Origin of the sequence: Nocardia sp. NPDC052254 (genome assembly GCF_040679495.1) — a bacterium.
GTDB lineage: Bacteria > Actinomycetota > Actinomycetes > Mycobacteriales > Mycobacteriaceae > Nocardia.
The window spans coordinates 340,852-353,075 of the sequence record NZ_JBFAUW010000007.1 but is presented as its reverse complement, the minus strand read 5'-3'; the positions used below and the strand labels follow the sequence as shown (position 1 = coordinate 353,075).

Genomic DNA, 12,224 nt, shown 5'->3' with positions numbered 1-12,224 from the left:
TCCAGCCGATCCGACCACCGCAAACCACCACGCGCCACCGCACCGAACCGCAGATGCACACCCTCCACCCGCGGCGAATACACGAAAATCTCGAACTGCGGACGCGGCTTGGGCAACTCCGCGATCGCGTGCGGCTCCACCTTGACCGACAGGTATTCGCGCGCGGCGCCGTCGGCATCGACGATGTAGTAGTTGGTGCGCAGTGTGGCGGTCACGACGCCGAGGATCGCGCGCAGGATGCGGTCGGCATCCAGGCTCACGACCTCGTTCACGCATTCACGAACCGCCGCCCGCAACTGGTCGGCGCGCTCCGCGGAGGCCGAATCCGGGTCGAACATGGCCTCGAACAGCTCGACGAAAAGCCGCGCGACATCCGGCGAGGCGAGCAGCACGCGAGCGATGATCGCCTGGCTGTACGGAAAGTCCGCCTGCTGCAGGTACTTCGAATACGCCCGCAGGATCGACACCGACCGCCAGTGCAGTCCGGCCCGCAGCACCAATTCGTTGAGTGCGTCGGCTTCGGCCCGGCCGTGCCAGAGCGCGTCGAATGCGGCGGTGAAGCGGTCCCGCAGACCGCGTTCCTGGGCATCGAGCACATCGAGCCGCTCGGCCGTCTCGACCAGTTCCGCATCCATGTTGCGGTCCAAGGACATCCGGAGCAGATCCGGCCGGGCCTGCAAACCGAAATCGTAGATCCAGACAACACGTCCGTCATCGAAATCGACCTCGTAGGGCCGTTCGTCGACGACCTCGACACCGAGGCTCTGCAACAGCGGCAACACCTGGCTCAGCGAAATCCCGCCGCCGACATACAAAGTGAACCGCCACGAGCCCGGCTCGGCACCTTCCCGGCGATACAGATGCTGGTCGATGGCGCTGACATCGAGTCGTTCCAGCCGCACGATATCGGCCAGCGCACGCGCCGGGCCGAAGTCCTCCTTGTACCCGTCGGGCAATGCGGCCGAATACCGCTGCACCACAGCGGGGTCCAGGACCGAGGACCGGGCCACCTCGTCGCGCAGGTAATCGTCCCAGGTCCGGGTGGCCTCGGCGAGGAGATTCTGGATGCGCAACCGGTTGGCCTCGGAGGTGTCGACCTCGGTGCCCGGCTCCGCCATGTGGACGGTGAAATACACACTGGCGAGCTCGTTTTCGGACACTCGCGCCGAATAGTCGATCGACACACCGCCGAGCTCACGGACGAGAATGTCCTGGATCTCGAGCCGAACCCGGGTGGTGTAGCGGTCACGCGGCAGATACACCATGGCCGCGACGAACCGGCCGTAGGAATCGCGGCGCATGAACAGCCGGACCTGGCGGCGCATGCCGACATTGAGCACCGCGCTGGCGGTGCGGCGCATCGTCTCGATGTCCGAGGAGAACAGCTCGGTGCGGGGGAAGGACTGGATCACCTCCAGCATGGCCTGGCCCGAGAACGATTCGAGGTCGAATCCACACTCTTCGATCACCGAACGCACGCGGCGGGCGACAACGGGGATGTCCAGCACGTTCTCGTGCATGGCGGCCACCGTGAACACGCCGATGAACAGATGCTCACCGGTGACCGCACCCGAAGCATCGGCCTCGGCGACGCCCACGAAATACGGATAGACGGACCGATGCACGGTGGCCGGAACGAGGCCCTGCGTCAGCATGAGCAGTGGCCGGTTCCCCCCGTCGACCGGTACCCGGAAGTCGGTGCCGACGTCGGGGCGCAGGACACCCAGGCAACTGTCCGGTACCACAACGGATTTCGACTCGGCGGACGCCGAGGGATCACGCTGGAACCGGGCGTAGCCCAGCACGGTGAAGTGGCCGTCTGCCATCCAGCGCAGCAGATTCGCGCAATCGACCAGGTCGGTGGCCGAGTACGGCGCGGTGCCGGCATCCGCGGTGCGCGTGAGCTCCCGGGCGAGACGATCCTGGACGCCGCGCATGGCCTCGGTATCGCTGACGACCTGCCGGACATCGGCCAGGACGTCGGGGATCTCGGTCTCGATCCGGTCCAGCACATCGCGACCGGTGGAAGGGTGCAACTGGACGTGAATCCAGGACTCCCGCAGGCCGGTGACGCCGTTGCTGTCCACCTCGTGCGGTGAGGCCGAGTGCAGCCGGCCCTCGTCGTCGCGGAGCACCTCGAAGATCGGGTGGATGACCTCGCTGATGGTCACGCCTATCCGGGTCAGGGCGGAGGCCACCGACTCGACGAGCAGGCGCATATCGTCGGTGATCAGCTGCACCGCCGCACCGAGCCCACTGCCGTCGTCGGGGTGATACACCCGCACCCGGGCGGTACTCGGTGGCCGCTGCATGCCCAGTTCGAGATGTCGCCGGAAAACCAGCGCAGAGGTTCCGGTGATCGCACAGTCCACATCGCCGGCATCCACGTGTCGGAAGTACGCCGACTCGAGTGTTGCGAGTTCGCCCCGCAACGGCTCCGGCAAACTTTCCGCCCACGCGGCGCTGGACAATTCGGACGAGACCGTCATTTTCTTCGCCAACTCCCTCGGATTCGGTTCCGCAACAAAGTGACGCCGTGGTCGAGAGTAGCTGGGCAGCCGAGGTGCCGGGGTGGAATCTTTCTAAACCCTCGGCGACGCTCAGCTACCTCGAACGGGGCGGTTGGTACGCCCTTGCCCGCTCGACCACCGCCGGAGCGGTAGTCGAGCGATGACGTTGCGCCACTGAGAAATTGGCGCAAACGCCCCGGGTCGAGATCGACTACGCGATCCGAATATCAGTCACGAGTCAGCTTACGGTGTGTGACGCGATGCGGCCGCGCGGCCTCCGGTCCGAGGCGCTCGACCTTGTTGGCCTCGTACGCCTCGAAGTTGCCCTCGAACCAGAACCAAGCGGCCGGATTCGAGTCGTCTCCCTCCCAGGCCAGGATGTGGGTACAGGTGCGGTCCAGGAACCAGCGGTCGTGGGAGATGACCACGGCACAGCCGGGAAAGTTCTCCAGCGCGTTCTCCAGCGAACCCAGAGTTTCGACGTCCAGGTCGTTGGTGGGCTCGTCGAGCAGGATCAGGTTGCCGCCCTGCTTCAGCGTCAGCGCCAGGTTCAGGCGGTTGCGCTCACCACCGGACAGCACACCGGCCGGTTTCTGCTGATCCGGCCCCTTGAACCCGAACGCGGAAACGTATGCGCGCGAGGGCATTTCCTGAGTGCCGACCTGGATGTAGTCCAGCCCCTCGGAGACCACCTGCCAGACCGTCTTCTTCGGGTCGATACCGGCGCGGTTCTGGTCCACGTAGCTCAGCTTGACCGTGTCACCGACCTTCACCTCACCGCTGTCGGGCTGCTCGAGGCCCACGATGGTCTTGAACAGCGTCGTCTTGCCCACACCGTTGGGACCGATCACACCGACGATGCCGTTGCGCGGCAGCGTGAACGACAGATCCTTGATGAGCTGCCGATCACCGAAGCCCTTGTCCAGGTGCTCGACCTCGACGACCACATTGCCCAGGCGCGGACCGTGCGGAATCTGGATCTCCTCGAAGTCCAGCTTGCGCATCTTCTCCGCTTCGGCGGCCATCTCCTCGTAGCGGCCGAGACGGGCCTTGTTCTTGGCCTGGCGAGCCTTCGCGCCCGAACGCACCCACGCGAGCTCTTCTTTGAGCCGCTTCTGCAGCTTCTGATCCTTCTTGCCCTGCACCTCGAGGCGCTCGGCCTTCTTCTCCAGGTAGGTGGAGTAGTTGCCCTCATAGGGGTAGGCCCGGCCACGGTCGAGCTCGAGGATCCAGCCCGCGACGTTGTCGAGGAAGTACCGATCGTGGGTGACCGCGAGCACGGCGCCCTGGTACTGGGCCAGATGCTGCTCGAGCCAGTTGACGCTCTCGGCATCGAGGTGGTTGGTGGGCTCGTCGAGCAGAAGCAGATCGGGCTTGCTCAGCAGCAGCTTGCACAGCGCGACCCGGCGGCGCTCACCACCGGAGAGTTTGTCGACCGGCTCGTCCGGCGGCGGGCAACGCAGTGCGTCCATCGCCTGCTCGAGCTGGGAGTCGACATCCCAGGCATCGGCGTGGTCGAGATCCTCCTGCAGCTTGCCCATCTCGTCCATGAGCTCGTCGGAGTAGTCGGTGGCCATCAGTTCGGCGATCTCGTTGAAGCGGTCCAGCTTCACCTTGATCTCGCCGAGGCCCTCCTCGACATTGCCGCGAACCGTCTTCTCCTCGTTCAGCGGCGGCTCCTGCTGCAGAATGCCGACCGTTGCCCCCGGCGCCAGGAACGCCTCACCGTTGTTGGGCTGATCCAGTCCGGCCATGATCTTCAGCACGCTCGATTTACCGGCGCCGTTGGGACCGACGACGCCGATCTTGGCGCCCGGAAGGAAGTTCAGGAACACATCGTCGAGGACGACCTTGTCGCCGTGCGCCTTGCGAACTTTCTTCATTTGGTAAATGAACTCAGCCATGTAGGGAAGCCTATCGGTGTCGGAACCAGTGAGTCGAAAGGGAGGACCGCGCGAGCGGGACCGCGGTGACGCCAGTCATCCGGCGTCGGCGGCCGTCGCGGAGACCGGCTCGACGGTAGTCGATCCCGCATCGGTCGCGAGACCGGACGCGCCAGCGGCCACTCCCGACGGCTCGTCGTCCCCGGGACAAACAACGTGCAGGTCCGCCGCGAAGTTCCGGGAACCACCGCGACGCATCACCGGGGCCGAGCAACGTCCCAGGTCAGGCCCCACCGCAGCAGCCTGCATCTCCAGATCGTGGCGATGCACACCGTCCTTGGTGCGGTACTCGTTGGTGCGCAACCGGCCGTAGGCGATGATCGGATCGCCCCGCCGGAGCGAGGCGTCGACCCCCTCCACCAGCCGCCGCCAGCACGACACCGTCAGGAACAGACTGCCGTTGTCCACCCAGCCGCCACTCTCGCGATCGAACCGGCGGGCGGTGCTGGCCATGCGAAACGACGTCACCTGCTCACCGCCCGGCAGTGTGCGCCGCACCGGATGGGTGACAATGGTGCCGATTACTGCCGTATTCGCCTCATACATGATTGCGCCCCTTCGTGATTCGACGAGAACTCCCCCGTCGGCGGCTGCCCCATCAGGCCTCGCCGACGCATTTCAGCCTCGCCGTTTCCGCACCGAATCACCAGTGCCGAATCCGGAAATGTGCACAACTCGACCGGATGTGAACACCGAATGTTCCACTCTTGGTCGGTCGGCTAGAGCGTGGTCACATCGGTATTGGCGCCGCACAACACGATCACCGGCCGCTCGCCCGGTTCCGGGACGAACGCACCGCTCTGCACCGCCGCCAGCGCCGCGGCCCCCGCATGCTCCACGACCAGCCGGAATTCCCGCCAGAGATATTCGCGAGCCATCGCGATGGCATCGTCGCCCACGAGTACCGATCCGACGCCGTAGCGAATTGCGGTATCCAGCGCGATGTCTCCGATTCTGGTGGCACCCAGCGCATCCGCGGCGATACTGTCGACCGGGACATCGACCGGCCGGCCCGCCGACAGGGCCGCGTGCAGCGTGGCCGCGCCCTTGGGTTCGACCCCGATGACCCGCGACCGCGGCCCCAGCGCGATGGCCACCCCGGCCATCAGCCCGCCACCACCGACCGCCACCAGCACCGGTGGCCGCCGCCGCACCTGCCGCTCGATCTCCAGTCCGACCACACCCGCCCCGGCCACCACCGCGGGCAGATCGTAGGCGTGCAGTTGCAGCGCGTTACGCTCCGCGGCCACCGCATCGGCGTGCTTTCGCGACTCGGCGTAGGTCGTCCCGAACCAGAGCACCTCCGCGCCGTACCCCCACATCGCGGCCACCTTGGTGTGCGGCGCGGTCTCGGGTACGACCACCGTGCAGGGCCGGCCGCGCAGGGCACAGGCCAGCGCCGCGGCGATGCCGGCGTTCCCGCCCGACGCGATCACGACCGGCTGCTCGTCACCGTCGGACTGCATCAGCGCGTTCAGGCTGCCACGCAGTTTGAACGTGCCACCGTGCTGCAGATGTTCGAGTTTGAAGGTGACCTTGACCGGGCCGTCCGGACCCACGACCTCGGTATGGAACACCGGAGTGACCCGGGTTTCGCCGGTCAAGCGCTGCTGGGCCGCCCGGATATCGGACCGCAGCAGCCAGGGTTCGCCCGCGAGCGCGCCGGTCACTGCCGTACCTCGCCGTCACGCTTGGCCAGCTCCGCGAACATCGCATTGTGTGCGGCGAGAGCGGCATCGTGATCACGATCGGCGGCCCGATCGATCCGCTTGGCGGTGCGATTGTCACTACGCGACCACTGCACCAGCAGCGCGAGCATCACCAGCACCAGCGGAATCTCACCGCTGGCCCACGCCAGGCCGCCGCCGGTGCGCTGATCACCGAGCAGGTCGGAATTCCAGCCGATCCCCAGCGCACGGTAGAACCAGTCGCCCATCACCGTGGTCATACTCATCAGCGCGACGCCGAAGAAGGCATGGAAGGGCAACGAGCCGAACACCATGCCGACCTTGGTCAGCGGCTGGACCTGCCGGGGCTTGGGATCGATCCCGAGCACCACCCAATAGAACAGGTAGCCCGACAGCAGGAAATGCAGATTCATCGCCAGATGCGCACCGTGCTCACCGACCACGGCGTCGAATATGCCGCCCAGATACAGCGCATAGAAACCGATGATGAACAACGCGGTCGCGATCACCGGCTGGGTCAGGAACCGGGAAACCGGATTGTGCACCGCGGCCAGCACCCACTCGCGAGGTCCGGGCGGGGCGTCGCGGCCGGCCGCCGGCAGCGCGCGCAGGGCCAGCAGTACCGGGCCGCCCAGCGCGAACAGCACCGGTGCCAGCATCGACAGCAGCATGTGCTGGGCCATGTGCACGCTGAACATGGCGGGCGCATAACGGCCCACACCGGAGCTGGTGGCGATCAACAGGACCAGGCATCCGCACAGCCAGGCGACGGTGCGGCCGACCGGCCAGGCATCGCCGCGGCGGCGCAATCGCCGCACACCCGCCAGATACAGCACCGCCAGCACGATCGACAGCGTGCCGAACATGATGTCGAAGCGCCAGTCGAAAAGTATTCTCGCCGCGGTCGGTGGCCCGGCGAGGTTGTAACCGAGTTCGACTTCCGTGGGCGAGGGCACCCGTTTCAGATCGGGCGGCGGGGTGCGGCCCAGTCCGACGGCCAGGCCGACGGTCGCCGCGAAGATCAGCACCTCGACCCCCGCGTAGCTGATCAATGCCGAACGGCTGCGCGGATTCTCGGCCAGCGCCGGTAACGCACGACGGCGTTGCAGGAATCCGAGCACGCCCAGCACGCACAACGCGACGGTCTTCGCGATCACCAGCCGGCCGTAGGTGGTACCGAACAGTTCACCCCACGACACCCGAACCCACGCGTTGAGGACGCCCGACACCGCGATGACGACGAATGCGCACGTCGCGACCCGGGAGAACCGATGCGCGGCCAGACCGGTGTACTTCCCGCCACGCATCGCATAGGCCAGCAACGCGAACAGACCGCCCACCCAGACCGCCATCCCGACCAGATGCAGAATCAGGCTGTTGGTCGCGATGTCGTGTGCCCCGCCCGCCGACGAATGTCCGGTGAGGGCGACCGGAATCAGGCACAGCAGGGACCACGCGAACAGCACCGGCGTCCAGCCCCAGCGCAGTACCAGCCGGCATCCGATGGCCAGCAGAACCGCCATGATCGCGGTGGTCCGCCACGATCCGGCGACATCCACCTTGCCGATCGCACTCCAGATCTGATCGGGCCGCAGCACCGAACGTACGGATTGCCCGGTCGTATCCGACAACGTCAACGGCACCAGCAGAACGGAGGTCACCGCCCACGCGAGCGCCGCGAGTCCGGCGCGGCGCACCGCACGGTAACCGCCGACATCCAGCAGTCCGTCGTGCTGCGGTGGGCACAGGAAGGCCGCGAACAGCAGCGATCCGACCGCGATCGCGCCCGAGAAATCGGCCAGCGCCCGCACCGCGGGCAGACCGTAGGTGGTCAGCGGACCGGGATCGGGAATTCCGAGGAGCGTCAGCGCCTGCGCGGCGGACAGACTCACCACGATCGGCGCCACCAGCGCCGTCACACCGACCGACAACACCGCCAAGATCGGAAAAGCCGCTGCCTCCGACCGTTCGGCCTGTGAGCCAGGTTCGACGGACGGGGCCTGCGGTGACGACATACTATGCAGCGTAGTTGGCCGCCCGCCGCACACCCGTCCGGCCCCGGAACGACGTCGTCCCGCCGCATCATGATGCGGCGGGACGAGATTTGCCTGCGGCTACGGTCAGGCGCTGCCGGTGGCCATTGCGCTCAGCATGGTCACCAACACAGTCAGAAAGTCCATCGGGTTCTTACCTTTCGAGTCAACAGCGGGCGCCAGCATGCCTGCCGAACATTGCCGCCAGGTTATGTGATGGTGAAGCGAACCCCACGGCCCCGCACCGTAAAGCTGTGACGAGGCCGACAGTGTCACAGTGTCCCTTGGGTTGTCAGTGACCAGCACAGATCTGGACGATCGCTATAATCAACTCGCTGGACACAGTGCGCCTGGACCGGGCATCGTGTTCGGTGACGCCATGCCTCCGTAGCTCAGTTGGATAGAGCAAGGGCCTTCTAATCCCTAGGTCGCAGGTTCGATTCCTGCCGGGGGCGCCAGGGAAGCGCCGGCCAGTGCACACTCGTCTCCGATTTCCACGTCGGGTGTGCACTGGCGAACGTCCACTAGTGACAGTGCTTACCCAGCAGTGCACATATCGAAACCTGCCATCCTCCGAAGGGATATCGCCAGAATCTGGCGCATCACCTGCGCTCACGACGGCGACCCGGCGTGCGGCATGTACGGACACGGCAACGAACCGGGACCATGCGGCATCCTGCGGATTCGGCGAACAACTCACACATACGCGGTCCGAGAACTTAGCATGCCTAGTGCAAGATCATCATTCTCGTAACTGTGCACGAGGTATGGCATGAGCGACGAACTGGGTGCGGCCGGACTGCGATTCGAGCGCGACGGCGCGATCGGCTGGTGTGTGATCGACCGCCCGCAGGCGCGCAACGCCTTGACTCCGGCCATGTACTTCGGGATCAAACGCGCGCTACGGCTGGTCGACCAGGATCCGGAACTGGCGGCGTTGATCATCACCGGTACCGATGACGTCTTCGCACCGGGCGGGGATCTCGGTGGGCGATCGGAGCCCGGCGATGCGCTGCCGCCGGAGCTCTCCGGCCAGGATGTGCTGCCATTCCTGGCGATCCGGGACAGCCGGGTTCCGGTGGTGGCGGCGGTGAACGGGATCTGCCAGGCGGGCGGATTACTCATCGCCATGCTCGCCGATATCGCGGTGGCCAGTGAGCGCGCGATGTTCCGGATACCGGAGCTGTTGCGCGGCATACCGGATGCCACCTACGCGGCGGTTCTGCCGGCCCACGTCGGACTGGCGGTGGCACGAGATCTGCTGCTGTCGGCGCGGCGCTTCGACGCGGCCGAGGCACAGCGGCTGGGTGTGATCAGCAGGGTGGTGCCGCACGAGCAGTTGCGGACCGAGGCGGTCGCGGCCGCCACCGAGATACTGCAGACCGCACCGCAGGCCCGCGCTCATGTGAAACGCATGCTCAACGAGCGCTACGGAAATATCGACTACCAGACCATGTTCCTGGCACTGGAGACCTCACCGGAACCGCGCGAGGGCATGCGCGCATTCATGGAAAAGCGTGCACCGGAATGGATTCCCGGCAATCTCGGACCTCAGGGCACCATGCCGTAGGCGTGGGACGGATGCAGACGGGCCACGACCCGGCGATCGGCGACCATGGCCCGGCGGTAATCGTCCCAATCGGGGTGTTCGCCACTGAGCGCGCGGTAATACGCGATCAACTCCTCGACGGTGGCGTCGTCCGGGGCCGTGGCGACCGGGGTCAGCTCGACATCACACTCGAGTACCGCATAGGCCCAGAAGTCCGCGCGGGTGATGTGCAGCGCCGCCCACGGTTCGCGGCTCAAGTTGAAATACTTGGCCCGGTCGGCGGTGATGGATATCCGGATCACACCGTCCGGCGCGGTCCAGTGCGTGACATTGGACAGCTGCGGCCGGCCGTTACGGCGAATGGTGGTCAGCACCGAACGGGAAGTGGTCCCGGCGAAATCGAGCGCGGCGTCGAGTTCCATGACGAGGACAACTCCGGTGCCGCGGCCGATGTTCCCGGATCCTCACTCGCGCGCGGGCGCGGCGGGCGCGCGGTCCGGCAGATGGACCAGAATCAACCCGACCCCGGCGATCAGGAAGTTCTGCATGGCTGCCGAGGTGGCGTTCACCTCCTTGTTCGCCCACATCCGGAACCATTCCCCGCCGACGGTCAGGAAGGCGCCCGCGAACAGCAGCACCGCCATCACCCAGCCCAGACTCGACAACCGCGACGCGGTATCGGACGACACCCGAATCCGGCGCGGTCGCCCAGTCAGCTCCCGCACCCAGGCCGCGGCCGCCGCCAACAGCACGAGCGCGATCGAGAGCTCCCAGATCACCACGAGCACATAGACGATCAGCGCGACGCTGCCACTGGTCAGTGCCCGCCAATCGGTTCCGGGATCGTGGATCGTGGATCGCATCGACAACACCGCCGCCACGCCGCGCCGGTTGGTGGCGGTATCGGTGCAGTTGGTGAATGCGACGAACAGATAGTAGAAGCCGGTGATCGTCGTCAGTACCGCCACCGCGGCCCGACGGCCGCCCAACACCTCGAGAACCCTTGCACCACCGAAACGCATGGTGCATACCTAAGTCGCCCGCGCACACATCGTCAACCGCACTGCACCAGGCCGACTTTCGCGAGAGCCATCCCATCCGCACCGGCCCCCGGACGGCCGGTGCGGAAATCAGTTCCGGTCGCGCGGCGTGAAGGTGATCGGGAGCCGCAGCGGCGATCGGGTCAGCCCGGCGTGGTATTCGATCGCGGCATCCTCGGCCAGCGCGATGTCGTCCATGCGCCCCACGATCTCCTCCAACGCGACCCGCAGATTCAACCGGGCCAGATTGGACCCCGCGCAGCGGTGCGGCCCGGCGCCGAAGGCGAAGTGGCGGTTGCGAGCCCGGTTCGGATCGAATCGGTCCGGGTCGGGAAATTCGCCGGCGTCCCGGTTGGCCGATGCCCAGTGGATGAGCATCTTGTCCCCGGATTCGATGGGGCACCCGGCCAATTCGGTCCCCTGGACCGCGGTGCGGCCCACCGAGACGAACGGCGGGTCCAGCCGCAGCAGTTCCTCGACCGCCTTGGGCATGAGTTCCGGGCGCTCGCGCAGCAGTTGCGGAATCGCCGGCTCCCGGCAGAACCGCTCCATCATGAGTCCCAGCGCGCCGGCGGTGGTCTCGAGGCCGCCGAGGATGAGAAGTTGTACGGCGCCGATGGTTTCGTCCTCGGTGAGCGGCGCACCGTCGATGTCGGCGGCGAGGACGGCATCGACGACATCACCGCGCGGCGGCTGCTCGCGCCGGTCGGCGAGGAATCCCTTGACCCACGCGTAGAGCCCTTTCCAGTTGTCACGCGCGTCGGGATGGTTCGGAATCGAGGAGCGCGAAGCCAGATACGCGACCTTCTCCAGTTCGTCGGCCGGGGCACCGATGGCGAGTTCGAAGAAGGCCAGGCTCGGCAGTTGCCGGGCGAAGGCATCCATGAACTCGCACTGCCCGTCGGCGATGAACTCGTCGATCAGCCTGGTCACCAGATCCCGCGTGGGCTGCTCCCAGTCGGCGACCGCAGCCGGAGTGAAGTACGGGGTGATGAGGCTCTTGTAACTGCGCTGCTCGGGCGGATCCACCTCGACGGGAAGGTTCCGGACCACGCCCTTGGTACCGGTCACCGACAGCCCGTGCGCGGAACTGAACACCGCCCAGTTCTGGGCCACACTCAGCACTTCCTCGTAGCCCGAGGCCACCCAGAACCCGCCGTACTGCTCACTGTGCGCCACCGGGCACAACTCGCGCATGCGCGCCATCGTCTCCGGCAGCGTCGCGGCGAGGTCGGGCGAGAGGTGATCGAACTGGTGCAAGCACCAATCGTCGGACAGGCGTACGCCGTTGGGCGTTGTCTTCTCCATGGTTTCCCCTGCGGATCGGGCACCGAGTGGGCGCCAACACACGATAACAGGGTAAGTGATCACTTTCTAGCGTCCGATCGGAAGCAACGGCCTACCATGTGTTAGTAAGTTCTTACTCACAACCCTGTCCGGCCGCGATCGCAATCTGCGCCC

General features: G+C 66.3%; 9 protein-coding genes and 1 tRNA gene. 2 read left to right on the top strand and 8 right to left on the bottom strand.

Translation table 11 applies throughout. The features are described from left to right. The 5 genes from AB0L57_RS20395 to AB0L57_RS20375 all read right to left on the bottom strand — a co-directional run. Positions 1-2,489, bottom strand: a 2,489-nt coding sequence (locus AB0L57_RS20395; RefSeq protein WP_364964261.1) for an NAD-glutamate dehydrogenase domain-containing protein, incomplete at its 3' end; no start/stop codon positions are given. A gap of 248 nt (positions 2,490-2,737) precedes the next feature. Then, entirely contained in the window at positions 2,738-4,414 is a 1,677-nt protein-coding gene (ettA, locus tag AB0L57_RS20390) for an energy-dependent translational throttle protein EttA (RefSeq protein WP_364964259.1), read from the bottom strand. Between the two features lie 75 nt (positions 4,415-4,489). Beyond that, the gene (locus AB0L57_RS20385) at positions 4,490-4,999 is read right to left on the bottom strand and encodes a single-stranded DNA-binding protein (RefSeq protein WP_364964255.1); all 510 of its coding nucleotides are present in this window, start codon (positions 4,997-4,999) and stop codon (positions 4,490-4,492) included. Between the two features lie 173 nt (positions 5,000-5,172). Then, positions 5,173-6,123 carry a threonine/serine dehydratase gene (locus AB0L57_RS20380; protein ID WP_364964252.1) on the bottom strand — a complete coding sequence of 317 codons (951 nt, stop codon included), beginning with the start codon at positions 6,121-6,123 and terminating at the stop codon, positions 5,173-5,175. Beyond that, on the bottom strand, positions 6,120-8,156 hold the full coding sequence (locus AB0L57_RS20375; protein WP_364964250.1) for a cytochrome c oxidase assembly protein: 2,037 nt from the start codon (positions 8,154-8,156) through the stop codon (positions 6,120-6,122). The genes AB0L57_RS20380 and AB0L57_RS20375 overlap by 4 nt, the downstream gene beginning before the upstream one ends. A 399-nt stretch (positions 8,157-8,555) precedes the next feature. On the opposite strand from AB0L57_RS20375, the gene AB0L57_RS20370 reads away from it, so the two are divergent. Together AB0L57_RS20370 and AB0L57_RS20365 are read left to right on the top strand one after the other, a co-directional pair. After that, positions 8,556-8,632 (top strand) — tRNA-Arg (locus tag AB0L57_RS20370). A 314-nt stretch (positions 8,633-8,946) separates the two neighbouring features. Continuing rightward, a complete protein-coding gene (locus AB0L57_RS20365) occupies positions 8,947-9,744 on the top strand; it encodes an enoyl-CoA hydratase/isomerase family protein (protein ID WP_364964247.1) in 798 nt (265 codons plus the stop codon). Here AB0L57_RS20365 and AB0L57_RS20360 read toward each other — a convergent pair. The 3 genes from AB0L57_RS20360 to AB0L57_RS20350 form a co-directional block, all read right to left on the bottom strand. Beyond that, on the bottom strand, positions 9,726-10,145 hold the full coding sequence (locus AB0L57_RS20360; RefSeq protein ID WP_364964244.1) for a PPOX class F420-dependent oxidoreductase: 420 nt from the start codon (positions 10,143-10,145) through the stop codon (positions 9,726-9,728). The genes AB0L57_RS20365 and AB0L57_RS20360 overlap by 19 nt on opposite strands. Positions 10,146-10,187: 42 nt before the next feature. Next, positions 10,188-10,745 (bottom strand): DUF2165 domain-containing protein, encoded by a 558-nt coding sequence (locus AB0L57_RS20355; RefSeq protein WP_364964242.1) that lies wholly within the window; start codon positions 10,743-10,745, stop codon positions 10,188-10,190. Positions 10,746-10,853: 108 nt separating this feature from the next. Next, complete coding sequence (locus AB0L57_RS20350; RefSeq protein WP_364964239.1) at positions 10,854-12,071, bottom strand: cytochrome P450; 1,218 nt, start codon at positions 12,069-12,071, stop codon at positions 10,854-10,856. Positions 12,072-12,224: the final 153 nt, after the last annotated feature.

Coding starts and splice junctions, on each gene's coding strand:
- AB0L57_RS20355 (WP_364964242.1), bottom strand. CDS start 10,745: ATGCGTTTCGGTGGTGCAAGGGTTCTCGAGGTGTTGGGCGGCCGTCGG.
- AB0L57_RS20375 (WP_364964250.1), bottom strand. CDS start 8,156: ATGTCGTCACCGCAGGCCCCGTCCGTCGAACCTGGCTCACAGGCCGAA.
- ettA (WP_364964259.1), bottom strand. CDS start 4,414: ATGGCTGAGTTCATTTACCAAATGAAGAAAGTTCGCAAGGCGCACGGC.
- AB0L57_RS20350 (WP_364964239.1), bottom strand. CDS start 12,071: ATGGAGAAGACAACGCCCAACGGCGTACGCCTGTCCGACGATTGGTGC.
- AB0L57_RS20365 (WP_364964247.1), top strand. CDS start 8,947: ATGAGCGACGAACTGGGTGCGGCCGGACTGCGATTCGAGCGCGACGGC.
- AB0L57_RS20385 (WP_364964255.1), bottom strand. CDS start 4,999: ATGTATGAGGCGAATACGGCAGTAATCGGCACCATTGTCACCCATCCG.
- AB0L57_RS20360 (WP_364964244.1), bottom strand. CDS start 10,145: ATGGAACTCGACGCCGCGCTCGATTTCGCCGGGACCACTTCCCGTTCG.